The organism is Acinetobacter sp. NRRL B-65365, from assembly GCF_001605865.1.
GTDB classification, from domain to species: Bacteria; Pseudomonadota; Gammaproteobacteria; order Pseudomonadales; family Moraxellaceae; genus Acinetobacter; species Acinetobacter vivianii.
Window position 1 is genome coordinate 18,531 of record NZ_LRPD01000038.1, and the last position, 26,895, is coordinate 45,425.

At 42.2% G+C, this 26,895-nt stretch carries 21 protein-coding genes; 9 read left to right on the plus strand and 12 right to left on the minus strand.

The annotated features are described in order from the left end of the window. Positions 1 to 26: 26 nt before the first annotated feature. The 6 genes from AWW72_RS13955 to rlmE all read right to left on the minus strand — a co-directional run bounded on the left by AWW72_RS13955 (position 27) and on the right by rlmE (position 6,750). Positions 27 to 341 carry a DUF5713 family protein gene (locus AWW72_RS13955; RefSeq protein ID WP_032870273.1) on the minus strand — a complete coding sequence of 105 codons (315 nt, stop codon included), beginning with the start codon at positions 339 to 341 and terminating at the stop codon, positions 27 to 29. A gap of 113 nt (positions 342 to 454) precedes the next feature. Beyond that, the gene (locus AWW72_RS13960; protein WP_062847737.1) at positions 455 to 2,092 is read right to left on the minus strand and encodes a vWA domain-containing protein; all 1,638 of its coding nucleotides are present in this window, start codon (positions 2,090 to 2,092) and stop codon (positions 455 to 457) included. A 135-nt stretch (positions 2,093 to 2,227) separates the two neighbouring features. After that, complete coding sequence (locus AWW72_RS13965; protein WP_062847738.1) at positions 2,228 to 2,986, minus strand: SIMPL domain-containing protein; 759 nt, start codon at positions 2,984 to 2,986, stop codon at positions 2,228 to 2,230. Positions 2,987 to 3,083: 97 nt separating this feature from the next. Beyond that, positions 3,084 to 3,932 carry a dihydropteroate synthase gene (gene folP / locus AWW72_RS13970; protein WP_062847746.1) on the minus strand — a complete coding sequence of 283 codons (849 nt, stop codon included), beginning with the start codon at positions 3,930 to 3,932 and terminating at the stop codon, positions 3,084 to 3,086. 135 nt (positions 3,933 to 4,067) lie between these two features. Beyond that, positions 4,068 to 5,963 carry an ATP-dependent zinc metalloprotease FtsH gene (ftsH, locus tag AWW72_RS13975; RefSeq protein ID WP_004651936.1) on the minus strand — a complete coding sequence of 632 codons (1,896 nt, stop codon included), beginning with the start codon at positions 5,961 to 5,963 and terminating at the stop codon, positions 4,068 to 4,070. 136 nt (positions 5,964 to 6,099) lie between these two features. Next, complete coding sequence (gene rlmE, locus AWW72_RS13980) at positions 6,100 to 6,750, minus strand: 23S rRNA (uridine(2552)-2'-O)-methyltransferase RlmE (protein ID WP_004774825.1); 651 nt, start codon at positions 6,748 to 6,750, stop codon at positions 6,100 to 6,102. A 229-nt stretch (positions 6,751 to 6,979) separates the two neighbouring features. Between rlmE and yhbY the strand changes: the two genes are divergently transcribed. Together yhbY and AWW72_RS13990 are read left to right on the plus strand one after the other, a co-directional pair. Continuing rightward, entirely contained in the window at positions 6,980 to 7,306 is a 327-nt protein-coding gene (gene yhbY, locus AWW72_RS13985; RefSeq protein WP_004774823.1) for a ribosome assembly RNA-binding protein YhbY, read from the plus strand. A gap of 5 nt (positions 7,307 to 7,311) precedes the next feature. Next, positions 7,312 to 7,848, plus strand: coding sequence for a DOMON-like domain-containing protein (locus tag AWW72_RS13990; RefSeq protein ID WP_004774822.1), 537 nt, complete (start codon positions 7,312 to 7,314; stop codon positions 7,846 to 7,848). A gap of 58 nt (positions 7,849 to 7,906) precedes the next feature. On the opposite strand, the gene AWW72_RS13995 is transcribed toward AWW72_RS13990, so the two are convergent. Continuing rightward, a complete protein-coding gene (locus tag AWW72_RS13995) occupies positions 7,907 to 8,485 on the minus strand; it encodes a hypothetical protein (RefSeq protein ID WP_004774819.1) in 579 nt (192 codons plus the stop codon). A gap of 360 nt (positions 8,486 to 8,845) precedes the next feature. On the opposite strand from AWW72_RS13995, the gene carA reads away from it, so the two are divergent. From carA to AWW72_RS14025, 6 genes are all read left to right on the plus strand, one after another. Further along, complete coding sequence (gene carA / locus AWW72_RS14000) at positions 8,846 to 9,985, plus strand: glutamine-hydrolyzing carbamoyl-phosphate synthase small subunit (protein ID WP_004774818.1); 1,140 nt, start codon at positions 8,846 to 8,848, stop codon at positions 9,983 to 9,985. Between the two features lie 14 nt (positions 9,986 to 9,999). Next, the gene (carB, locus tag AWW72_RS14005) at positions 10,000 to 13,233 is read left to right on the plus strand and encodes a carbamoyl-phosphate synthase large subunit (protein WP_004774817.1); all 3,234 of its coding nucleotides are present in this window, start codon (positions 10,000 to 10,002) and stop codon (positions 13,231 to 13,233) included. Between the two features lie 91 nt (positions 13,234 to 13,324). Further along, complete coding sequence (gene greA / locus AWW72_RS14010; RefSeq protein WP_005231898.1) at positions 13,325 to 13,801, plus strand: transcription elongation factor GreA; 477 nt, start codon at positions 13,325 to 13,327, stop codon at positions 13,799 to 13,801. Positions 13,802 to 13,899: 98 nt separating this feature from the next. Beyond that, entirely contained in the window at positions 13,900 to 14,115 is a 216-nt protein-coding gene (locus tag AWW72_RS14015) for a hypothetical protein (protein WP_062847739.1), read from the plus strand. A gap of 64 nt (positions 14,116 to 14,179) precedes the next feature. Next, positions 14,180 to 14,800: a CatB-related O-acetyltransferase gene (locus AWW72_RS14020; protein ID WP_062847740.1), complete on the plus strand. Its 621-nt coding sequence runs from the start codon at positions 14,180 to 14,182 to the stop codon at positions 14,798 to 14,800. 233 nt (positions 14,801 to 15,033) lie between these two features. Continuing rightward, complete coding sequence (locus tag AWW72_RS14025; RefSeq protein WP_004774810.1) at positions 15,034 to 15,471, plus strand: universal stress protein; 438 nt, start codon at positions 15,034 to 15,036, stop codon at positions 15,469 to 15,471. Positions 15,472 to 15,534: 63 nt separating this feature from the next. On the opposite strand, the gene AWW72_RS14030 is transcribed toward AWW72_RS14025, so the two are convergent. Beyond that, the gene (locus AWW72_RS14030) at positions 15,535 to 16,047 is read right to left on the minus strand and encodes a hypothetical protein (protein ID WP_062847741.1); all 513 of its coding nucleotides are present in this window, start codon (positions 16,045 to 16,047) and stop codon (positions 15,535 to 15,537) included. Positions 16,048 to 16,146: 99 nt separating this feature from the next. Then, positions 16,147 to 16,464 carry an MGMT family protein gene (locus tag AWW72_RS14035; RefSeq protein ID WP_062847742.1) on the minus strand — a complete coding sequence of 106 codons (318 nt, stop codon included), beginning with the start codon at positions 16,462 to 16,464 and terminating at the stop codon, positions 16,147 to 16,149. 91 nt (positions 16,465 to 16,555) lie between these two features. On the opposite strand from AWW72_RS14035, the gene AWW72_RS14040 reads away from it, so the two are divergent. Next, positions 16,556 to 17,284 (plus strand): zinc metalloprotease, encoded by a 729-nt coding sequence (locus AWW72_RS14040; protein WP_062847743.1) that lies wholly within the window; start codon positions 16,556 to 16,558, stop codon positions 17,282 to 17,284. Here the strand turns inward: AWW72_RS14040 and AWW72_RS14045 are convergent. The 3 genes from AWW72_RS14045 to AWW72_RS14055 form a co-directional block, all read right to left on the minus strand. After that, the gene (locus tag AWW72_RS14045; RefSeq protein WP_062847744.1) at positions 17,281 to 19,008 is read right to left on the minus strand and encodes a CapA family protein; all 1,728 of its coding nucleotides are present in this window, start codon (positions 19,006 to 19,008) and stop codon (positions 17,281 to 17,283) included. The genes AWW72_RS14040 and AWW72_RS14045 overlap by 4 nt on opposite strands. Positions 19,009 to 19,027: 19 nt before the next feature. Beyond that, positions 19,028 to 20,692 carry a hypothetical protein gene (locus tag AWW72_RS14050; RefSeq protein ID WP_062847745.1) on the minus strand — a complete coding sequence of 555 codons (1,665 nt, stop codon included), beginning with the start codon at positions 20,690 to 20,692 and terminating at the stop codon, positions 19,028 to 19,030. Between the two features lie 115 nt (positions 20,693 to 20,807). After that, a partial coding sequence (locus AWW72_RS14055) for a BapA/Bap/LapF family large adhesin (protein WP_212815500.1) occupies positions 20,808 to 26,895 on the minus strand: 6,088 nt, incomplete at its 5' end.

Sequence of the window (26,895 nt, forward strand, 5' to 3'; positions counted from 1 at the left end):
TATAAAAAAACCAGCGAGAGTGAATTCTACCACTCTCGATTGGCAATCAATTCTTCCATTTCAATATCCAGATAACCAACATCTTGCACCACCATCATCATGGCTTCAGCAATATAATCTGCGGCAGTGTCATCTAAACTTGAATCCAGATCTTCAAATTGCGGTTTCATTTCGTTAATTTCGATCATGGTTTGATGTGCAAAACGATAGATTTCCGTTTCAGATAAGTCAGTCCGGCTCACCTTTTTTGAAAACTTCTGGATATGCTGTTTCACTTCAGCAACGAGAATATCGGGATAATATTCATCGTCAAACATGGGGAGGAGTAAATCTTCAAACATAAAAAATAATATGCCAATAAAACGCCATGCTTATAACATAATCTAACCAAAATCACGATATTTAGATATAAAAAAAGCGGTTTTTCCGACCGCTTTTTTTAGCTTATCCAACTCTAATCCTTTTTCGCACTTAAGCTTTTGGCAATCTTCGCCAACTCGACAAACTCCTCTCGCATTTGATAAGGATCAGGTTTCGCTGATTGTTGTGCCAATTGGATAATTTGATCCCATCCCAATGTACCATTGTACTGCCCGCCTTTTAACTGCTGGGCATAAGAAGCAACTGCGATCGCAAAACGGGTATCATTATTGGCTTGAGCAAGGGGCTTACTTTCAGCTTTTACAGCTTGGTTTAAAAGAATGCTTTTTTGCTGATTTGGCAGCTTATAGCGCAAGTTTACAAAAGCATATTCAGACTTTTTCGCTGGTTCTGTTTTTGCCGATGCCTGATAACGTGAATCATTGAGCCAGCCCTGTTGACCGACTGGAACGATTTCATAAATCGCCGTGACATTATGTCCAGCGCCAATATCCCCTGCATCAACTTTATCATTATTGAAATCTTCCTGTTTCAACATCCGGTTTTCATAGCCGACTAAACGGTATTCTTTTACGGTTGCTGGATTAAATTCGACCTGAATTTTGACATCCTGAGCAACGGTTGCAAGCGTTGATGAAAGCTGACGTTGTACCACTTTTTTCGCTTCATTTTTATTGTCGATATAGCTGTAATTGCCATCGCCTGCATCCGCCAGTTGTTCCATCAACTGCTCATTGTAGTTTCCTGTACCAAAACCTAATGTCGTTAAAGAAATACCACTTTTGCGTTTCTCAGCCACCATGCCTTTTAAGGTACTAAAATCAGTAATACCCACATTAAAGTCACCGTCCGTCGCCAGTAAAATGCGGTTAATGCCATTTTTCACAAAGGCTTTTTCAGCCTGCTTATAAGCCAGTTGAATGGCTTGCTCACCTGCGGTTGCACCACTTGCCTGTAATGCATTAATCACGGCCAATATCTTATCTTTTTGGTCACCAGCAGTTGGTTCCAGTACCAGCTTTTCACCGCTGGCATAAGTAATAATGGTGACTTTATCCTGCGCTCGAAGTTGCTCTGTCAGTAAACGCAAAGTTTGTTTAACCAAAGGCAGTTTGTCGGCTGCATCCATACTGCCCGAGACATCAACTAAAAATACCAGATTGGCAGGTGGCAATTGTTTCGTGCTTAAATCTTTGGCTTGAATCCCAATTTTGATCAGTTTGGCATTTTCTTTCCACGGCGAATCCACCGTTTCAGTCGTGACTGAAAATGGATGAATACTATTGGGTTGTGGATACTGATAATCAAAATAGTTAATCATCTCCTCGGCACGGATGGCATCGACAGGCGGTAAACGACCATCATTCAGGAAACGACGTGTGTTGGTATAGCTACCTGTATCCACATCGATACTAAAAGTTGAAACGGCTTGATCAGCAACACGGTGAACTGGATTGACCTCATTTTTTTGGTATTTCTCAGTGCTCTGTTCTAAACGTGGTCTTTCCATGGTCGGCATGACTGCAATATAAGATGCTGGTGCGATCATCTTACGCGTTTGTGCCAGTCGTTGATTTGACATGGTCATCGGTGCTGGCGACACAGGGATCGCAGTTTCAATTGCAGCTTGATCGTATTTAACAGGTGTACTACACGCCGCCATCATACAGCTGAGTGCAGTTAAGACGAATATTTTTGTTGACTGATGCATTATGAAAACTCCCCAATTCTAATTCGTTTTTTCAAATAAAGTCGCTATACAAAGAATTGTATGCAAAAAAAGAAAGATACACCGTATTCGAATGTATCTTTCAAGAATGGCTGATCAATGATCTAAACGGTTGTTTTACTCAATCGCATAATTGATGGTCACCACCACACGGGCAATTTTATTAATGGTGGCTTTGTCATAAGCGCCACCATAATCACTGTCATCATCCGAGCCACTTTCTGGCAGGATATAAAATGCACCTTGGCTCGCTGAACGCATCATGCCCACTTTCACACCACCCACTTTGGCAAACTCATTGGCACGGCTATAGGCATTCTTGGTGGCATTGGCAATCAAAGACATTTTGATTTCTTCTAAATTCGACACCAGATATTCAGGTTTCTGTTCAATCGCAATGCCTTTTTCATCTAGGAGGTAAGCATCTTTGGCCGCCTGTTCAATCTTTTTAATATCACGGCTCGCAATGACTAAGGATTGTAATGCCATATAGCCTTTAAATTCGCGATTGATGCGCCCTTCTCCCATATTAATTTCTTCATAATAGGGCTGAGAACTTTTATTTCCGAGTTGCATATCAGCCGCTTTAAAACCATGCTCAACAAAAAAGCTTTGTAATTCTTTCATTTGTTGATCAAGCAATTGATACGCTTGTGGAATTGTGCCAGACGTGTGGCTGGTTTGTAAGTGAATCTCCCAACGTGCTGAATCAGCCTGAATTGGTTTTTCAGCCAAGCCTTTGACTGTAATGGAGTTTTTGGTGCTATTAAACTGTTTCAGTGCATAGCCCATGACGCCAGCAGAAATAATAAATCCAAGACTCAGAATGAGAGCAAACACCCATAAACTTTTATATGTAATTGTTTTATTTTCCATTTTTAATATCACTTAGTTTATTTTATAGCCTTGTTATATTTAATATGATCAGGCAAGTCAATAGAGCCCTTGCGCTCTACTGACATCTCATTCACTTTTAAGCCTGCATCATTTTCCAGACTTTTATCGCATCGCTAGTGGCTTTTACATCGTGTGCCCGAACGATACTTGCCCCTTGTTGAATACTTAAAAGGTGTCCTGTCACACTGCCCACTGCACGCTCTTGAGCAGGCACACCATTTAAAGCTTCACCAATAAAACGTTTGCGTGATAAGCCTGATAAAATTGGATAACCCATTCGATTGAGCTTCCAGAACTCATTCAATAATTGGAAATTTTGCTGCGCATTTTTGGCAAAGCCAAAACCAGGATCGATAATAATATTTTCAGGTTTAACTCCAACCGCAATGGCCTGATCCAGTCGTTGTTGTAACTCCTGAATCACATCTTCAGTCACATTATCATATTGATCCAACTGATTCATATTGGTCGGTTCACCACGCATGTGCATCATTACCACAGGAATATTTAACTCGGCAGCAGTTTCTAAGGCTTGTGGTCGGGTTAAAGCACGTACATCATTCCAGATATGCGCACCTGCTTGGACGGCAGCACGCATGACTTCAGGCTGACTGGTATCAATCGACATGATTACATCATATTTTGATAATGCCTCAACCACAGGAATGACACGGCGGAGTTCTTCCTCCAATGCTACAGGTGATGCATTTGGGCGTGTAGACTCACCACCAATATCAATAATGCTCGCCCCATCTTCAATCATTTGTAAGGCATGCTGAATCGCCTGATCTTTTTGGTGGTGCTGTCCACCATCACTAAATGAATCAGGCGTAACATTCAAGATTCCCATCACCTGAGGTTGTGAAAGGTCTAAACTTAAACGACCACAAGGTAAATGAATTTGGGGTAATGGCATCAACTGCATCATCAAAACTCTTCGCACTTTAACCGGTCTAGTTTAACAACACAGCTTATCGCGCGTTGCTGATTTATTTTCAGTTTAGCTCAAAATCCAGACAAAAAAAGAGCGACCGAAGTCGCTCTTTTATCTAATCTTTGATTAGCCCATTGCTGGTAATGGTGGTGGTGTAGATGGACCATCTTTCGGTGGTTCAAATGCAGCCACTGGATTATCAGCAACATAAACTTTAGGTGGTTGCGGTTCACGACCTTCCATGATGTCACGGATCTGGTCACGATCGATTGTTTCCCAATCCATCAACGCTTTCACCATTGCATGTGCGATATCTTTGTTATTTTCCAAGATGTCACGTGCAACTTTATATTGCTCATCCAAGATACGACGAACTTCTTCATCTACCTTTTGTTGAGTCGCTTCAGAAATTGTACGGCTACCGACATTACCGAAGAAACCATTCTGGTTTTCATCTTCATAAACCATGACGCCAAGCTTATCTGACATACCATATTTGGTCACCATTGCACGCGCCATTTTAGTTGCACGTTCAAAGTCGTTAGATGCACCTGTCGACATTTGGTTAATGAACACTTCTTCCGCAATACGGCCACCAAACAAGATTGAAAGTTCATTCAACATCTTATCTTTATAGTGGCTGGTCTGATCTTGCTCAGGAAGCTGCCAAGTCACACCCAATGCCCAACCGCGTGGCATGATCGTTACTTTATGCACAGGGTCTGTACCCGGTAAAATCTCAGCAACAATCGCATGTCCCGCTTCATGGTAAGCCGTTGCACGACGTTCTTCTTCACGAATCACCATCGATTTACGTTCAGGACCCATGTAGATCTTGTCTTTGGCATCTTCAAAGTCATGCATATCCACCGTATTTTTATTACGGCGAGCAGCAAACAATGCAGCTTCATTGACTAAGTTTGCAAGTTGCGCACCTGAGAAGCCTGGTGTACCACGTGCAAGAACTTTAAGATCCACACCTGTCACTGAAGGAAGTTTCTTCAAGTGAACATTCAAGATTTGTTCACGACCACGAATGTCTGGTAAACCAACCATCACTTGACGGTCAAAACGGCCTGGACGAAGTAATGCTTTATCCAATACGTCTACACGGTTGGTCGCAGCAATCACGATTACGCCTTCATTGCCTTCAAAACCATCCATCTCAACAAGCATCTGGTTCAAGGTTTGTTCACGCTCATCATGACCACCACCTGTGCCCGAACCACGATGACGACCCACTGCATCAATCTCATCAATAAAGATGATACATGGCGCATGACGTTTCGCTTGTTCGAACATGTCACGAACACGAGAAGCACCGACACCGACAAACATCTCAACGAAGTCAGAACCAGAGATACTAAAGAATGGAACCTTAGCTTCACCAGCAATTGCTTTCGCTAATAATGTTTTACCCGTACCTGGAGGACCAACCATCAGCACACCACGTGGAATGGTTGCACCAAGGCGTTTAAATTTGGCTGGGTCTTTTAAGAAATCAACGATTTCAACCACTTCTTGTTTTGCTTCATCACAGCCAGCTACGTCACTAAATGTTAACTTGATTTGATCTTCAGATAACATTTTCGCTTTTGACTTACCAAAGCTCATAGGACCGTTTTTACCACCAGCACCACCGCCCATATTACGCATGAAGAACATGAATAATAAGATGATGAGTAATACTGGGAAACTTGCAATGAGAAGTTGCATCAAAATGCCTTGACGTTGCGGTGCTGTGCCCTCAACCACTACATTTTGTTTATTCAAGCTTGGTAGCAACTCAGTGTCTTCTACTTGTGGACGAACCGTCTCAAAAGAAGAACCATTGGTTTTTTCACCATTAATATTTAAACCGTCGATTGTGACTTGTTTAATTTGCCCAGCATTCACCGCTGCAACGAAATCAGAATATTTCATCGCTGCAGGCTTATTGCGGTCACTGACGTTGCTAAAAATCAAAATCAGAACACCGAGTATGATGAGCCACAATACGGCATTCTTGAAGTAATCGCTCAAGGCTTTATTCCCATATCAATCTAATTTGATCATACCTAATCTTGGCTGACCTTCACAAAAACAGCAATGAATTTGCGTTGCAAAAAACTTAAAAGGTACAAAATGCACAATTTTTAACAACTTGGCAAGTACACTTTTATTGCAATGCCTTTTTACGACCTTGACCAATCAAAAAAACTTCTTTCGATCGAGCACGTGATGCCGCAGGTTTGGCTGTTTTTAATACATCAAAACTATCGACCACCTGTTTTCGGAACTCGTCAAATCCTGAACCTTGGAACACTTTAACAATAAACTGTCCGTTTGGTCCGAGAACTTTCTGAGCAAAATCCAAAGCCAATTCACATAAGTAAATCTGACGCGGTTGATCAACAGCCCTATTACCTGATGTATTGGGGGCCATATCCGAAATTACAACGTCTACTTGACGCCCATTTAAAATATTTAACAATTTTTCGAAAACTTCTTCTTCACGGAAGTCACCTTGCAAGAAGGTCACATCTGGAAGTGCATCCATTTCCAAGATATCTGATGCAATCACCAGACCATTGGCACCAACCAATTTACCTGCAATTTGTGACCAGCTTCCTGGCGCTGCACCCAAGTCAACCACGGTCATGCCGGGCTTGATCATTTTATATTTTTCTTGGATTTCAAGTAACTTATACGCCGCACGTGCGCGATAACCTTCCTTTTGTGCTTTTTTTACAAAGGGGTCATCTAAATGCTCTCTCATCCATGCACGACTGCTTTTAGACAATTTTTGATTGGTAATGCGTGTCGCCATAACTCACTAAATTTCAAAAAACTTCTGATGAGTCATTGTACGTGAAAATTACGCCCATTACAGTACGGATGTACTTCATTCACACGAACTTTTACAGATTTTTTTCGATCATCCTGATTGGTTATTTCAGCAATTTTTCACATATTTGTTTGAAGTGTCTGTCTGCTGAATCTATCTTAGAATCGGGATGCAAGTTATACTAGGTCGTTTTTCGAATCAGGTATTTTTAATGGCGGCTTTATCTATCCATGAACGTAAGCGTTTACGTCAAATCGGTCATGCACTTAATCCAGTTGTAATGATTGGTAGCCAAGGTCTTACAGAAAATGTCATTGAAGAAACAAATCGTGCGTTAAACGACCACGAATTGATTAAAGTGAAAATTGCGGGTGAAGACCGTGATGCACGTGGTGCAGTGATTGACGCGATTGTAGAAGCAACTGGCGCCGAATCTGTACAAAAGATTGGTAAAATTGTTCTGCTTTATAAAAAAGCGGCGAAACAAAACCAGCACTTGTCTAATTTAGTTCGTTTTGCTCACTTAAGTAATAAGTAATTACGATGGCGAGTTATGAACTATCCGCTTTTGATCGCTTTAGTGCCATTACGGTCGTTGGGGCGATTGAGCAACAAACACCAGCAACCTTAAATGTTGGTTTTTGGGTTCGTGACCCAAATCAATTTTTGATTTACCCAGATCAGGTTACGGCGCATCCACGCCATGATTTTTTATGGGAACAGACGTGCTTTGAAATTTTTGTGGGCGTGAAAGATGAAGATTTCTACCGAGAAATCAATCTTTCCCCTTCTCAAGCGTGGCAAGTCTATCAATTTGAAGAATATCGTTTCCCTGAAGATATGCCGCCTGTCGCTGCGTATGATATTGAACTGAACCATTTGCAACGCACTCATTATGGTTTGAATGTCAGTCTGGATTTCTCCCAGTTTATGCGTCAGCATCAACTTAAATGGACTGACATTTATATCGGTTTAACGGCTGTACTCAATACCACTCAAGGTATGCATTATTTTGCAATGCAGCACAGCAGTCCTCAAGCTGACTTCCATAACAAGCGTGACTGGTTACATCAGTTTTAATATTTTAAGCAGAAAAAAAAAGCGAGAAAAATTCTCGCTTTTTTTAATTTCCGGACAATTAGCTTGTACGAACTTTATTCCATGCTTCAACAGCCTGTTCTTTGGTGCGCTTAAAACTACCGACCAATGTATCTTTATGCTTCACTGAAATCTGGCTAATGTCATCTTTCAGTTCTTTGCTGACTTTAGTTAAGTCTTCAATCAATGCATTCAATTCAGTTTTCAATGCATTTTTCAATTCAAGTAAATTGCCTTGAGATGAATTCAGCTGAGTTTTGATGACTTCAATACGTTCCAAAAGATCCTGCTTGATTTGCGCAAACTGGTTTTGAACATTTTGATTTAACTCTTTTGCTTCAGTCTCAATTTTTTCCTGAGTTTCCGCCAAAGCTTCTTTCACTTGACCTTGAGTTTCAGCGATCACTTCTTTCGCCTGTTCTTGCGTTTCAGCAATCACTTCTTTTGCTTTTGCTGTTTTTTCTGCGACAACTTCTTTCGCTTTCGCAGTTTTCTCAGCCACAGCAGTCTTCACTTCAGCAGTTTTTTCAGCAGCAACTTCTTTTGCCTTCGTTGTTTTCTCAACGATTGCTTCTTTCACTTCTTCAGCCGTTACAGGTGTCGTTTGATTCTCAGCCATTTGGATTCCCCTCTTTATTGATTGTTAATTTTGGCTGTGTATAGGATAAAACGGTCACTTCTTAAACACTAAAAAAATTGTTAGACAATTTGCATAATATCTCATGATAACCATATCAACATGATAGATTTGGCAATAGACACCGATCTAACCGCTTTGGAGAAGAAATCGTGTAATTCCTGATTTTAATAAATAAAAACACATAGACTTTTCACGCACTCATGCGTATAATGCGCTGTTAAGTTACAAGCGAGCAGACTGGAAGGAGGGGCATGTTTTTTTTAAGACGGCCTGCCTTTTTTTATGTCTTCTCGCTTTTTTACAGCCTTATTTTTGTGGTCTTAGTTCAGGAGCTTTGGTTTGAGCACCCCCGCCATTTTAGCCCTCGCAGATGGAACGATCTTTAAAGGAACGTCTATCGGTGCATCGGGTAGTACGACTGGTGAAGTCGTTTTTAACACTGCCATGACTGGTTATCAAGAAATTTTGACCGACCCAAGCTACGCACAACAAATTGTGACGTTGACTTATCCTCATATTGGAAATACTGGCTGTAATAGTGAAGACGTTGAATCAGGTCGCATCCATAAGGTATGGGCGAATGGTTTGATTATCCGTGATCTTCCTTTATTGCACAGCAACTTCCGTTCTGAACAATCATTAAGTGAATACCTAGAGCAACATAATGTGGTTGCCATCGCAGATATCGATACCCGCAAATTGACACGTATTCTTCGTGACAAAGGCGCACAAAACGGTTGTATCCTTGCTGGCGAAAATATTACAGAAGAACAAGCTATTGCGAAAGCACGTGAATTCGGCGGTTTAAACGGTCTCGATCTTGCGAAAGAATGCTGTGATCCTGAAGGTTTTGAATGGACTGAAGGTTCTTGGACTTTAGGTCAGGGCTTCACTCAACCAGAATTAAAATATCATGTTGTTGCATACGATTATGGTGTCAAAACCAACATCTTACGTATGCTTGCAGACCGTGGCTGTAAATTGACAGTTGTTCCTGCACAAACACCTGCTGAAAAAGTTCTCGCTTTAAATCCAGATGGCGTGTTCTTGTCAAATGGTCCGGGTGACCCAGCAGCATGTGATTATGCAATCGAAGCAGTAAAAACAATTGTTGAAACGACAACATTACCTGTATTTGGTATTTGTTTAGGTCATCAGATTTTAGCACTCGCTTCTGGCGCAAAAACCATGAAAATGAATCATGGTCATCACGGCGCGAACCATCCTGTACAAAACCTTGAGAACGGTACAGTGATGATTACTTCTCAAAACCACGGCTTTGCTGTCGATGAGAGTACTTTACCAGCAAACTTGAAAGTGACACACCGCTCACTGTTTGATGGTACAAACCAAGGTATTCATCGTACTGACAAACCAGCTTTCAGCTTCCAGGGTCACCCTGAAGCCAGCCCTGGTCCACATGACTGTGCTCCGTTGTTCGATCATTTCATCGAACTTATCGAAGCAGCTAAGAAGTAATTAAGGAGCGAATAATGCCTAAACGTACGGATATTAAAAGCATCTTAATTATTGGTGCTGGTCCTATTGTCATTGGTCAGGCGTGTGAGTTTGACTATTCAGGTGCGCAAGCATGTAAAGCGCTGCGTGAAGAAGGTTATCGCGTTATTCTGGTCAACTCTAACCCAGCGACCATTATGACTGACCCTTCAATGGCAGATGCAACGTATATTGAGCCAATCACTTGGCAAACTGTTGCACAAATCATTGAAAAAGAACGTCCAGATGCAGTCCTTCCAACAATGGGTGGTCAAACTGCATTGAACTGTGCCCTTGCATTAGATGAGCACGGCGTTCTTGAAAAATATAATGTTGAACTGATTGGCGCATCAAAAGACGCGATTGAAAAAGCAGAAGATCGTAAACTGTTTGATATCGCGATGCGTAAAATTGGTCTGGAATGTCCAAAAGCTGCCATTGCTGAAACAATGGAAGAAGCTTTGGCAATTCAAGCTGGTTTCGGTTTCCCTGTCATCATTCGTCCATCATTCACGATGGGTGGTTCTGGTGGTGGTATCGCTTATAACCGCGAAGAATTCCTTGAAATCTGTGAACGTGGTTTCGACCTCTCTCCTACCCACCAGTTATTGATTGATGAATCATTAATTGGCTGGAAAGAATACGAGATGGAAGTTGTTCGTGATAAAAACGACAACTGTATCATCGTCTGTGCGATCGAAAACTTTGACCCAATGGGCGTTCACACAGGTGACTCAATCACCGTTGCGCCTGCGCAAACATTGACAGACAAAGAATACCAATTAATGCGTAATGCATCGGTTGCAGTTCTTCGTGAAATCGGTGTTGAAACAGGTGGTTCGAACGTTCAATTCGGTATTAACCCGAAAGATGGTCGTATGGTTGTGATCGAGATGAACCCACGTGTATCACGTTCATCTGCGCTGGCATCTAAAGCAACAGGTTTCCCGATTGCAAAAATCGCGGCGAAACTTGCAGTGGGTTACACCCTTGATGAATTGAAAAATGACATCACTGGCGGCGTAACTCCAGCATCTTTCGAACCATCGATTGACTATGTTGTTACCAAGATTCCACGTTTCAACTTCGAGAAATTCCCACAAGCTGAGCCTGTATTAACGACTCAGATGAAATCTGTGGGCGAAGTGATGGCGATTGGTCGTAACTTTCAGGAATCTGTACAAAAAGCACTTCGTGGTCTTGAAGTTGGCGTAAGTGGTTTTGATGAAAAAATTGAAGCTGGTACTGCCAATGCCAAAGACATCATCCTAAAAGAGCTTAAAGTACCTGGCCCAGAGCGTATCTGGTATGTTGCGGACGCATTCCGTCACGGTTTCTCTTTAGATGACGTATTTGAAGCAACCAAGATTGACCGCTGGTTCCTGATCCAGATCGAAGACATCATTAAAACTGAAGCTCAAGTGAAAACTTTAGGCTTTGGTGATTTAAATGCTGACAATATCCGCTCGTTCAAACGCAAAGGTTTATCTGACCTTCGTATTGCGGACTTGATGGGCATTTCACAAAAACAATTCCGTAAACATCGTTGGAACTTGGGTGTATATCCAGTTTACAAACGTGTTGATACTTGTGCAGCAGAGTTTGAATCTGGCACTGCTTACATGTATTCAACTTACGATGAAGAATGTGAAGCAAATCCATCAAACCGTGACAAGATCATGGTGATTGGTGGTGGTCCTAACCGTATCGGTCAAGGGATCGAGTTTGACTACTGCTGTGTACACGCTGCGCTTGCAATGCGTGAAGACGGTTACGAAACAATCATGGTGAACTGTAACCCTGAAACCGTTTCTACCGACTATGACACATCTGACCGTTTATACTTCGAGCCTGTAACACTTGAAGATGTACTTGAAATCGTACGTACCGAGAAGCCTAAAGGCGTAATCGTACAGTACGGTGGTCAAACACCATTAAAATTGGCACGTGCTTTAGAAGAAGCAGGTACACCAATTATCGGTACATCTCCAGACGCGATTGACCGCGCTGAAGACCGTGAACGTTTCCAGCAAATGATCCAACGTTTACAGCTTCGTCAACCGAACAACAGCATCGTAAAATCTGCTGAAGAAGGTATTTCTGAAGCGGCTAAAGTAGGTTATCCGTTAGTTGTTCGCCCATCTTATGTATTAGGTGGCCGTGCGATGGAAATCGTGTATAACGAAGAAGAGCTTAAACGCTACCTTCGTGAAGCTGTACAAGCATCAAATGAAGCGCCTGTCCTGCTTGACCACTTCCTTGATGATGCAACTGAAGTCGATGTTGACTGTGTATCTGACGGTAAAGATGTTGTGATCGGCGGTATTATGCAGCATATTGAACAAGCTGGTATTCACTCTGGTGACTCTGCATGTTCGATTCCTCCGTACTCTCTTTCTCAAGAAGTTCAGGATGAGATGCGTCGTCAAACTGTCGCAATGGCAAAAGAGCTTGGCGTAATTGGTTTGATGAACGTTCAATTCGCAGTAAAAGGCGATGATGTTTACGTACTCGAAGTGAACCCACGTGCATCCCGTACAGTGCCATTCGTATCGAAATGTATTGGTGACTCTTTGGCGAAAGTGGCTGCACGTTGTATGGCGGGCCAATCACTTGAATCTCAAGGTTTCACTAAAGAAATCATCCCAACCCATTTCGCAGTGAAAGAAGCGGTGTTCCCATTTGCTAAATTCCCTGGCGTAGATCCAATGCTTGGCCCTGAGATGAAATCGACAGGCGAAGTTATGGGTGTGGGTAAAACATTTGGCGAAGCATTCTACAAAGCAGTACTTGGTTCAAACGAACGTTTACCTGGCCTGCCAACTGAAGGCGAAGTGAAGCATGCATTCTTATCTGTTCGTGAATCAGATAAGAAATACATTGCCAACATCGCTCAACAATTGATTGACTATGGTTTCAAACTTGTTGCGACCAATGGTACACACCGTGTATTGAAAGAAGCGGGTATCGAATGTGAAGCAGTCAATAAAGTGACCGAAGGTCGCCCACATATTGTTGACCGCTTGAAAAATGGTGAAATTCATCTTATTGTCAACACAACTGAAGGCAAACAAGCTCAGTATGACTCTGCCATGATCCGTCGTGCTGCCCTCCAAGGCAAAGTGTATTACACCACCACGATCAACGGCGCAGAAGCTGTTTGCCAAGCATTTGCTGTGAAATTGCCAATGGATGTATACCGCTTGCAAGATTTACAAACTGTAGGTTAATTCTCTACCGATAAAGTCCCGTCACCTTATCGGTGGCGGGCTTTTTCTTTTTTTAATCCTGTATTTTCCCAACCAATTTAGAGGGACTGAAATGCAACGTTATCCTATGACTCCCGAAGGCAAGGTTGCCTTAGAGAAAGAATTACAACAGCTCAAAACAGTTGATCGCCCACGTATTATTCAGGCGATTGCTGAAGCACGTGAGCACGGTGATTTAAAGGAAAATGCTGAATATCATGCTGCTCGTGAACAGCAAGGTTTCTGTGAAGGCCGTATTCAGGATATCGAAGGTAAACTCGGTGCAGTTCAAGAAATCGATGTTAGAACACTTGAGCAAAATGGTCGTGTTGTATTTGGTGTGACTGTTACCATTGAAAACCTAGATACCGAAGAACGTAAGACTTATAAAATTGTAGGCGATGACGAAGCAGATTTTAAGATCAATAAAATCTCAGTAAATTCCCCGATTGCACGTGGTCTTTTAGGTAAAAACGAAGGCGACGAAGTTAAAATTCAAACACCACAAGGTGAAGTTGAATACGAAATCGTAAGTGTTGAATATATTTAACGCTCTCGATTAAGTCTCCAAAGAACTCTTCATTTATTGAAGAGTTCTTTTGTTTCGGGCATGCTGTTTTGAATGAAAATAAAAAATGAGATCACAAGATGCAGGATCGACTGATAAGCGCCTTTGTTTATGCGATTGCCGGGATTTTTTTAGGTCTTTTAATCACGGTGGCATGGGCTCCTTATCTTGATAACAATACCCATCCCGTTGCAATCATTCTAAAAATTACCTTCCTCTGTGCCTTTATTGGTTTTTTATTTCCCAATCAGATTCAACGCCTGTTTACGTGGGTGTGGAAATTTTTCTCTCATTAAAAAAACCACATTCACTTTAGTCGTTATAATGGCAGGGCTTTCTTCTAATTGTTATTGTTAAGATATGGATCAATTAATCAACTCTCCTGTGAAACACTGGTGCGAGTTCGAGTTTATTTCTAAAACGGTGAAAAACCCCAATATCCATATCAAGGGCAATTATTCTTATTATTCTGCTTATTGGGATCAGGGCTTTGAACGTTGTGTAGTGCGCTATCTACATGATAAGGCTTCCACACCAGAGAAACCGATTGATCAACTTTATATTGGTAATTTTGTCTGCTTTGGGGCCGAATGCGTGATTATGATGGGTGGTAATCAATTACACCGCCCTGACTGGATCTCAACCTTCCCCTTTGATACACGCAGCTTTCTGCCTGCGGGCGACACAGTCATTGCAGATGGTTGCTGGATTGGTAGTCGTGCCATGATCATGCAAGGTGTGAAACTGGGTGAAGGTGCAGTTGTGGCAACAGGTGCTGTGGTTACTCAGGATGTTCCACCCTATGCAATTGTTGGTGGCGTACCAGCCAAAGTCATTAAATACCGCTTTTCTGAACAAGACATTGAAAAACTGCTTTCTCTAAAGCTTTATGATCTGGATGAAAAGCAGATTTTAAACATGCGAGAACAGTTGCAAAAGGATGATGTGAAAGCACTTCTCGAATACTTTGAAAAAAATTAATCTGACTTTTTATAAATAAATCATACTTATATCTCATGCTCTTTTTATATAAATTTCATGTAATTTTAATAAAATCGGCGCTTAACCATACTCCTATAAATAATAACTATCCCTATAAAAATGCTAGGTTTTATTCTCATCGCAACAGGTTTAGAATAGAACCATAGCTCATATATTAAGCAAATTTTATTGACTTAATTCAATGCAAAATCATAAATATAAGGAGTAACAACATGGCTTATCAAAAAATCTTGGTTGCAATCGATGACTCCGAAATTGCTGCAAATGTCATTCGTGAAGCAGCTCAACTGGCGAAAGCATTAGACAGTGAACTGACCGTAGTTGAAGTAATGACACTCGATCCCTATCTTGCCGATGCCTATATTCGTATGGGCCAAAGCAATGATTTGATCGAACGTGTTCGTGGCTATGTTCAAGATAATTTAACCAAAGCCGAGCAAAAATTTGAAGAACATGGACTGACCGTAGCAACACAAATACTTGAAGGCTTTGCGGTACATCAGGAAATTATTGGAGCAGCGCAAAATCTGGGTGCAGACCTGATCATTATGGGTTCACATGGTCGTACTGGTTTCAAACAGTTTGTATTGGGTAGCGTGGCGCAGAAAGTTTTGGCTGAAAGCCATATTCCAGTATTAATTGTTCGTTAGAAAATAAACTCAGCTGAATTGATAAAAAACATGGTAAATACTTACCATGTTTTTTATTTTTACTTATTGAGTTTTTAGCTCAATGGGTTTGGCTTTTTCTAAAACGTCATTCGAAATTTCATTTGTCGATATAATTGTTAATGACTGACCATTGGCCTGAAGTTTCTCTTTATTCAGGTCATTTAAAACAACATTTGTATCTTTAGTACTGAGACTATACATCGCACCTGTTGCAGGATCGATAATTAGCAAGCCAATTATCCCACCAAATAAAATATTCCCGATATACCAGCCATTCATGCTCGAAGTGACTTTGATTTCTTTCTTTTCATAGCCTTCTTTTTCAAAAATAACTGTATATCTTTCAGGAACAAAGAAACCAGCACCACGATTTAGGCTAACCGTAACAGGTGCTTTACCAACATGAATTTTTTTCCCATCACGATTTAAAATCGTGATATCACTTAATTCAGGTGTGCTCTGAAATGTCATGGTTTGAGTTTTACCCGAAATGATGCTGGCACAACCAGATAAACTGAGAACTACAGCCCCACAAAGTAGAGAAATTTTTTTCATTTAAATACCGAAAACACTAATGTAATTTTATGTAATCAAATTGTAAATAAGCTGTAAATTAATTTCAAGATATTAATTTGGGTCTAAGTGGTGATTATTTTAAGGCTGCCAGCCAAAGGTTTTTAAACTCACCTTGCCATTCAATAAATAGATCCCCTCTTGTTCTAATAACATTTGTTGAACATTTTCACCGCGCTCATTGATTCGGGTCACACTGATTTTCCCTTGAGAATTAATGACACGATACCACGGGATTTCACTTTGCTTGTCTAAATGCTTAAGTACATAACCGACTAAACGCGCATGTTTAGGCAAGCCAGCAAGCTTGGCAACTTGACCATAACTTGCCACTTTGCCATACGGAATCAAGGCAATCACTTCCAAGATTTGTCGATGTAGTTCATTGGTATCTTGCACAATACAACCTATAAAAATCTGCTAAGATGATAAAAATCATGCGAAAACGCTAAACACAATAATTAAAACTCTACGACTTGAGAGAACAAAAATGCGGTTAAAACTCACAGCGCTGACAGTATTTTGTCTGATCTTGAGTGCGTCCTGTACGACTCAAAAATCACCTGTAAAAATCACACCTTATAAATATCATTATGGTTCTTCCGATGATCTACCCGTGGTCAATGTCAGTTTTATTTTTACCACCAATCGCCCAGAAGCCCAAGCCTTTGATACGAAACTGCAAATGTATAAAGAACTGGGGATCTTAAACCAGTATTTTGTCGATGAAGATAATCAAAAAATCTTTAAGTTCAAAATACACCGCTATTATTCTTATCAGGACTTTAGCAAACGAAAATGTGATCTGGCCAATCAACTCAACCAGCCTAGAGCGTTAATTGCTGATCATATTCCTGGCGCCGTTAAAAGCTGTTTTCCCCGTCGTAAAAGCAAAGAAGTCCTCTTCATTATTTATGATTCATACGGCGATAAACTCAAATATGCCGACGTGACCAGTTGGGGTTTTAGAAATCGTGGTCAGCCTTTTATCCTGATCGACTGGGAGCGTCTGAATTATCAAATTCAAGCCGCCAGTGTGCACGAGATGGGACATGCTTTTGGCTTAAGCCATGTCTGTGCTCCTAAAGCGACCAAAGCCACACCAACCAATATTATGACCAGTTACGACTGTAAACTTGGTAGTGGTGGCTTACGTAATCTTGGCTTCACCAAAGAACAGCTCAGCATCATGCTCGATAATTACAACCGTTATCCTTAAAATTTCAGTTGTATATAAGCCCCTAATTGATCTTGTCCCAAAGTGTAATCTGCTACGTTAAGTTGTCGGGTTAAAAAATGCTGTGCCTGTTCAAACTGTGTTTCATTCACAGGATAAGGCTGCCAAAAGCTCTGTAAATTATCAGTGAAGATTGGATAAAGCTGTACACTTTGTGCCTTTAAATTAATTCGAACCACCATCCCATACGGCAACGCTTGATATTTTTCAAACTCTCCATTGCTATTAAACACACCATTGCCAATCCCGAAGATTACGGGTTTATGGTGCATCCGTTGAATAGGCTGGATGGTATGTGCCCCATGACCAATCACAAGATCAGCACCGATTTGGGTTAACACCCGCGCAAGCTTTTCCTGCTCAGGATGAGTAATTTTAAAATCGATGCCCCAATGACAAATCACAATAATCTTATGCTGTGGATATTGCATTCGATATTGCATGATTTGTTCAAATAGAATGGCATTGATACTCGCCACACCTGCACTCTGCCCCAGTGCATAAAAATCATATTGCTGATAGGCCGTCTGCCGATGCCAATAGCCATTAAAAATCGCAACACTTTGCTGTTCATTATGGATTTGCACGCATTGGTGGGCTTGCTGCTGATCACTGCCTGCCCCGATAAAATTGATCTCAGCTTGATCTAGCAATTCCAAAGTATGTGTGAGACTTGGTTCACCATAGTCCTTTAAATGATTATTGGCGAGGCACAAGGTATTCAAATGTATCCGCTTAAACTCGGCCAGCGTTTGCTTAGGTTGTGCACCCAAAATAAAGGCTTTTTTATCTGTTAATGGTGAGTTTTCATCAAGGTTAAACACGGCTTCAAAATTGGCAATATTGATCTCATCTTGGTGGAAAAAATGTTTGATCTTCTCAAAAGAATACGCATAGCCATAACGTTGTAGCGCATCCTCTATTCCCTTGTTTTTTCTTTTATTTGTATAGAACTCACCGAAATAGGTATCGCCGATGATATTGATCCATTCACTTTTTGCCTGAATCTGTTTGGCAGGTAATACCCCTTGTTCAAAATAGTGATAATACGGCACCAAATGATCAATTCGATGCAAATCATCCAAGAGATGAAAAATGCCCAGACTCTGATTTTCATGGCGATAAGAGAAATAATAGGGTTGCTGCTGATGAGAGAGAATGAGAACTGCATCAAGCTGGTGACAGGTTAATACCGCACTGAATGGTGCGATCTCCTGTCCTGCAAGGTTGAATGTTTTGACAAATAGCTTGTGCAATAAGGACAATGGCATTTTAAAGATGGCTTGTGCCAGATTTGCTAAATTTTGCAGAGTATTTTGCGCATAATGATCTGGATGAGAAAGCTGTAACCCAAATTGCTGAGCGGTCTGCTCGATCTGAATTTGAGCCTGTTGCCAATCTCCAAACAAAGTACAGCCAAGTGCCTGCTTATACTCAAGTGTCTGAGTAAAACTCCAATATTGCAATAGCGCTAAAACGGAAGTGTCCTGTTTCAAAAACTGCGCTTGTTGATCGCTCTGTTCAAACCGTTGCTCGATTGCAATTCGATCCTCAAATTGCAAATGACCTGCGAGGATACGTTGCAGAGTCAGATAAACTAAAATCCAGTCACCACAGTCCCCTGCGATTTCAGTTTGCCAGAGCGGATGCTGAAAATTCTCATTGCCAATTTGGCTGATGATCTTGATCTCTTGAGGAAGGCTCATTTATTTCATCCTCAATAATTCAGTTTTCAAAATGCTGAACATAGGCCACATAACCAGATAGATTATGTTCCTGATCATCAATACGGACACGGAAGCGGTCATGCCGGACATAAAAGGCATTGAGGCACTTCTCAGGACATGCCATATACATGGCCACTTCAGGATAGAAAAACCCTGTGCGCTGAAAATCGCTACGAAATTCGATCAGCTTTTTTAAATCCTCAAACTGTGCCTGTGCAAACAACTCATTTAAACCTAAATCCCGACTCCGGCACAGCATTTGATAAGCCGCCATCATCATTTCCAGCAAAGTGGCGTAGGCCGTTTTACGATTGCGGATAAACACCAGATGCCTGAGGTAATTATTGATACCAAATTGAAAATATTTTTCTTCTGGACAAATTTTGGTGAGCTCATTGGTACAGTAACTCAACCAATGGTCATGATAACGATCGTATTTTTGTTCGATAAAACGCTCGAACATACACTTGACTGTGTTCAACAGCTTTTCATCGGCCTGTAGCTGATACAGACGTAACAAGGCCAAAGCGGCCTCACCATCATAATAAATAATGCGGAACTGCTCTTTCACCCCATATTCAGGATAATGAAGAACATGCACGGTTTCCCCTGCTACATTCACCATCGACAAAATGCCATTGGCCAAGGCTTGGGCATATCTCAGATACTGATCATCCCCTGTGGTTTCCTGATATTTACTCAACATTAAAATCGCAGCTGCATTGGCACCCAGTTTGATTTCATTCAGTTGGTTTAGATCTGCACCATCTCGCATATAGGCCAGATCATTTTGCTTTTCGATATAAAAATGTTTTAAGGCATATTCAATGGCTGCTTGGATTTTTGCGATTCTTTGCTGTTGTGAATGTAGGGTCAGCGTCTCAATCAAAGCATAGGTCGAAGTACAATGCCGTACTGTATTATAGCTACGGATTTCACGATCATAGGCGGGAAAAAAACCATAGATAAAACATCCATCCGCCTGAATCTGCTGTTCAAGAAACTGGGCGTTACCCTCAATCATCTGCGTGAAATGCTGTTTTTTGGATTCGGTTAAATAGCGGATACCATTTTCAGTGAATTGGCTGTGCAAGGGTAATAATTGACCATTTTCATAAAATACGGCATGACTATCGAAGCTCCAGACCTGCTGGATTTGATTGAGCCTGACTGGATGCGCTTGATGCGGATATTTCTTTGAAATACTCGCATTCAGATTATCTTGATCAAAAAAGTTGGGCGTGTCATAGCTCAAGCCACGGATGATCGCCTTACCATAAAGCTCCTGTTCCAAAAAACAGATATGGAAATTCTGATCAAAACTGATGCCTTTACGATAATGATTATTATGAAATTGACATTTTAAGTCTTGCTCGATTTTCTGCCAGTGCTCTGACTGAATGTTATAGGCCAGATCGAATTTTAAAAATTCTGCCAGTTGCCCCTGTGCCTGCAATTCTTGATCAAGAAAGGTAAACAGCTCCTGTTGCGCATATTGAAACTCGGTCAAAGATGTATTCCAGACGTGGCAACGTTGTGTTCTTTCACCATAAGACAAGAAAATAACCGTGTCGGTTAAATCCAAATGTTGCTGAACCCTTTCAAAGTAAGCGCTGAGTCGGTTTTTAAGTTGTTCAAGTGCTGAAATCGTCGTAATCGTCATAGATGCAGTTGTTAGAATTTTTAAGCGTTTTAAACAAGATAGCACAATTTTTTATGATCTTCTCAAAATGAAAAAGAGAACCCGAAGGTTCTCTTTTTACGCTAAAGATTTAGGATTAGTAAATGATCTGATGATTAGCAATCAATTCATTCAATGTCGTATTGACGCCTTCCAAAGTTACCAGATCAGTATAGTTACTGGTTCCGATCAGATTCGCACCGTTACGATCAATCGCGATAATCGTATTACCACCACTTGTGGTTACACGTAGATACTCGCCGATATTGAGCGCATTTTGATCACCATCCAACAGATGCTGGATATCGATCTTGTCAGCCTGATCATTGTAGTTTGCTGCACTTGTATCTGTATTACCCACTACAAAGTCAGTCCAGTGATCTCCACCTGCACCTGTCGTATTACCGCCAGTATTTGCACCATTACCAGCCGATGCAGCACTACCATTCAGGATTTGGAAGATCAGGGTATCTGATCCAGTACCAGTCGTGAAGGTATCGTTTGCAGCTGTACTGGTATAAAGCAGGTTGTAATCAGAATGAGTCAAGTCAATATTCAAGGTTGAAGTCGACTCAGTACCTGTTGCAGAAATGATCTTGTAATCAATACTATCCGCAGATGTTAAATGTGTGGTCACATTGACATCATTTGGACGGTATTCATACGCACCATTGGCCTGCATGATCAAGATACCGTTACCTGTATTAATGCTTTGTCCAACAGCATCTACATATGTTCCAGCAACACTATCCCACACCTGAAGTTTATAACCCTCATGTGTTGGTAGTCCTGTATCCGCAACCCCACCAATATCATCTCCAAGTAACACGTTACCGTTGATCCAGTCAGAGCTGTATTGATCCAGATGAATCGTGGTTGTAGTTACACTGGTATCAACCGTTGTTACACCAACCGATACACCTGTCATGGTGTATTGAACACGATACAGACCTGCTGCCAGATAATCGACATTGTCCTGGAAGGCTACACTGCCCGCCTGAATCGTTGCAACACTACCCAACGCAGTTTGTGATCCAGTATAGATGGTATTGGTCCATGTTGTACCGCCATCTGTACTACGTTGAATCACATAGCTGATGGTTGGTAACAGACTTGCCAATGGCTGTGCTACATAAACCGCAGCCAGATCAATATTGGCTACTGTTCCACTTGCTACTGTAAAGGTATTTGAAGTAACAGTCTGAGTGAGATTCAGTAATGATGCACCAATCGTAACATCAGGACTTGAAACATCTACTGCTGCATCTCTGGCATTCGAGAAGTCTGTTGTTGCAGTTGCAGTATCTGCATTTGCAGCAAACTCAACAACACCATCATTGCCCGGGTTGGCTGTATCCCAAACCACAGTTGCATCAGGTGAACCCACCTGAATATGCAATTGCGCTGTATCCGTCGCACCCGTCAGAACATCACGGATGGTATATGTAAATGTATCGACTTTGCCTACCGCACTCAAATCAGTGGTATTCGGTGTATAAGTGTACGAACCGTTGGCAGAGATCACCAAGGTACCGTAAGCCCCAACGATTGTTGTATTGGTTCCAATCGTTTCAGTTGGCGCACCAGCAACTTCTGAAGTCACTGTTGAAACCTGTGTGGTCAAGGTAATTGAATCGCCTGTTAACACATTACCTTCAGCCTCAATCGCTGTATTGGTCGGTGCAACGGTATAGTCGAAGTCATCTTTCACTACACTCATGGTACCCAAGATACCGACGCCCACACCTGTGTAGACCATGAAGGCACGGTATTCGCCCTGACCTAGATCAGGCACTGTTACACCAATACCACCACTACCTAACAGACCGATATTAAGCAATCCAGTGCTTGAACCACCATCAATGTTATGCCAAGTACCATCTGCTGCTTTTTCTTGCAGAACCACCTTGTAGTCATTGAATAAAGACAGTGAAACTGTTGGTGCGTAAGAGAATGTCACATCCGCGCCATGTCCAGCTGCAATATTAAATTTCACACTTGGTGTACCCAGTAATGAAAGGTTGAGGTTCTCAGACAATCCAACCAGTAACAGATAACTTGCCGAACCGACTGCAACACCCAACTGACCTTGTGGAACAACATCAATACCCGCAGACACCACATCATCAATCGCATCTACAGGTGTAGCCACGATATCAGCTGGTTGTGAAGGATCCGTTGGATTCCAAGTCATATCGACAGCATCACTATCAATATGGAAGTACAAGGTGGCTTGCGATGAATTCACACCATCCGTCAAGGTATAGGTAAATTGATCGACTTGGCCCACACCACTTGCATTGGCAGTTGGTTGATAGCTGTAATTACCATTTGCGTAAATCGACAATGTACCGTAGTCACCGACAATCGTTGTGACACCCGTCGCATTCACGGCATGTGCAACACCATTGAATTCAACGCTGGTGATGCTACTGAAGCCAGAGGCTGTATCTGCATGTCCATTGAGACCAATGTCATGGATCACATTACCTTCCGCAGCTTCTACGCTGTAACCCGTAATGTTGGTTGCATCAAATACATCTTTCTGAACAGAAAGCGTACCCAGCAAGCTAACACCAATACCGCTACCCGCATAGGTCATAAAGGCTCTGTATTGACCTGCACCTAAACCATCTAATGTGATTGAATTACCACCAAAGGCTGCAAGGCTCAGTAAATCAGCATCGCCTGTACCATGTACAGCTACCCATTGGTTGGTCGCAGTATCAAATTTCTGAACCACGAGTACATAGTCAGCAAGCAAGCTTGCATCAATTAATGCACTGTAATTGAACGTCACATCATTTAAGGTGTTATCGGTTAAGGTAAAGCCGACGCCTTGTCCACCCAACTGGAAGTCAAAATTCTCAGTTAAGCTTACTAAGGCCAGATATAAGTAACTGCCTACCGCAACATCGTTGCCAATTTGCAGATATTCTGGATTAATCTCAGCAACTGCAAGGTCATCTACCGCAATCACTGGCGTACTGTTGCCAATCGTGAAGTCTAGACTTGCACTTGACGAGTTGCCGCCCAATGGATCTGACAAGGTATAAGTGAAGTGATCCACCAGACCTAGATTTGCATTGGTATTATTCGGTGTATAGATATAATCGCCATTTGCAAATATTTGCAGTGTTCCGTATTGACCGACAATGGTTGCGCCATTGGTGAGATCAACCGTGGTTGTTACACCATTGAACGTTACAGAACCCACAACTGTGTAGCCTGTGACTGAGTCAGCATTGGTACCCACACCTAGACCAGTAATCACGTTGCCTTCTGTCGCAACACCTGTGTAATCCACTTGTGTTGGATCAAAGACATCCATGGTACCTGTCAATGTGCCAAGGATACTCTTACCATATAGGCCGTTATAGGTCATGAAGGCACGATATTGTCCTTCTTCCAGACCTTCAAGAACCACTCCCGGAGTTGCATTCAAGCCGATACCTAACACACTAAGGTTAAGTAAAGATGCTTCACTGCTACCCGTAATCGATTCCCAACGATTCGTTACGGTATTGAATTTCTGTACAACAAGCTGGTAATCGCCCAATGCACCTTCATTAATCAGACTGCTATATTTGAAGGTTGCTGTACCTTGCTCACCCGCAGCCACATTGAAGTTCACTGTGCTGTTCACGAATGGTAAAGGTGCTTGTAGGTTGATACCCGCCAACGATAGCAATGCAAGGTAAGTTGCGCTGCCCAGTGCACGATCATCTTCAATAAGATGAGGTTGTGCGCTAATTCCAGCATTCACTGCATCATCAGCTGCAATAATCGTTACTGTTGCTGGTTCTGAAGGATCCGCTGGGTTCCAGTTCATATCGACAACTTTACTATCGAGGTGAACATAGAAGGTCGCTTGTGAAGTCGTACCTGATGCCGGATCTCGTAAGGTATAAGTAAACTCATCTACCTGTCCTAAACCAGCACTGTCAGGATTTGGTGTATAGGTATAGTCGCCATTTGGATAGATCACTAAAGTACCGTGATCACCTGCCACCGTAGTTGGAGAGCCAGTGATAGCAACGCCATTAATTTCACTAATCACGCTGTTCGGCGTTGCGATATCAATCGCACCATTGGTATTCGGATCAGAGATCAAGTTACCATGAGCTGCAACAACATCGTATCCGGTGATAACCGCAGGGTTGTAGAGATCCACCTCACCATTCAAGGTCACACCGACTGCACCACCAAGCAGACCGTTGAAGGACAAGAATGCTCGATATTCGCCTTCAGTCAAGCCAGCAATTTGCGCGGTTGGTGTCGTACCTAATAAGGTCAGATTCAATAATGAACGGTCACCTGTACCATTCACCGCTTCCCATTGACCAGTCACTTCATTGTATTTTTGCAATACAACATTGTAGTTACCGAGTGCCGATGCACCAATCAGGCTGTTAAAGCTAAATGTTGCAACACCTTCTTGTCCAGCAGCGACATTGAAATCAACGGTATCCACAGTAAGCAGTTGCAAGTCGACCAGATTTCCGACATTCAACAAGATGCCATAGAATGCCGAATCTATTTCTGTGCCCACCAATTGATATTGTGGATTGATTTCCACTTCAACCAAGTTGTCCGCAGCACGGATTGAATCGAACACAATATTCAGATTTGCTTCTGTCGTCGCACCTGTGACTGGATCGGTTAAGGTATAGGTGAATTGATCTGTTTGACCGACACCGGAACCATTCGCGAACGGAACATAGGTATAACTACCATCTTGATGGAAGGTAATCGTTCCATATAAACCATCGAAGCTTTCGCCATCGGCATCAATTGCATGGCCATTCACAGAAGATACGATGGTTGTCGATGTAATTTGATCGACTTGTCCTGTTGGATCTGGATCAAGGATCACGTTACCTTCTGCATTGCCGACTTCATATCCGCCAGGGATCGATAGATCATAATCATCCATCGTCGCAGACAAGGTACCCAGTACACCAACACCTAATAAGCCATCGTAAGTCAAGAAGCCACGGTATTGTCCCGCTTCCAAGCCTTCGAGTACGACACCTGGAACATTTCCAATGCCAAGACCAAGTAAGTGCAGGCTAAGCAATGAAGCATCGCTATCGCCGTGGATAGATTCCCATTGATTCGTTGTCGTATTAAATTTTTGTACAACTAATTTATAGTCTGACAACAATGCAGCATCAATTAAGCCACTGTATTGGAATGTCACAGTACCTTCATGGCCTGGATCGACCTCAAAGCCAAGTGAGTTACCACCAAGTTGAAGATCAATACCTGCCAATGAGGTTAACAATAGATATGAAGTACTACCCAAGCTCACATCATCTTGAACCAATGATGGTTGTGGGCTAAGGACAGCGTGTCCAATGTTGTCGTAAGCGATTAAGGTACCTGTATTCACAGTATAAGTAACATCGCTTGTCACATCACCCACGTTACCTGCTGCATCTGTCGCCTTAACAGTGACGTTAATCACTTTATCAGCATCGGCAACCAGCTCCGCACCAGCTACAGAGATACTCCATAGACCGCCCGCTTGAACTGTAGTGCTGATATCCACACCATTTACATTGACGATGACTGCATCACCAACCGTAAACTCTCCAGTGACCGTACCACTAATGGTTTGGTTCACTCCAGCTTCAGTTGAATCAACAATATTGTCTCCTGTAATCGGATCAATTGTGACCGTCGTTGTAGAACTATCTGGTGGCGTAATATCCACTGTATAGACTTGAGTATCGGTGATGTTACTGCTGTTACCTACCGCATCCGTGAAGGTTGCAGTGGCTGCAATGGTCTTGTCATTGTCAGCCAGCAAATCACTACCCGCCACATCTGCAGTCCAGTTACCTGTCGCTGCATCAACAGTTGCGGTGTACGTCACACCATTGATAACGAGGGTCACCACCGTGGTTGCTGCATCTGCAGGAATACCGGTTAAGGTACCTGTCACAGTCACTGTGCCAGTTGATTCTGCGGCATTCAACACGTTGTCTGCAGTCACATCATCAATTGTTAGGGTTGCACCTGCTGGATTTGGTGGAGTGAGATCCACTGTTTCTGTACCTGGTACAGATGGGTTGCCTGCAGGGTCAGTCGCAATTGCCGTGATGGTATCACCATCCACCAAGCCACCTGGGTTTGGTACGGTCCATTCGCCTGTCACTGGATCAGTCACTACATCAACG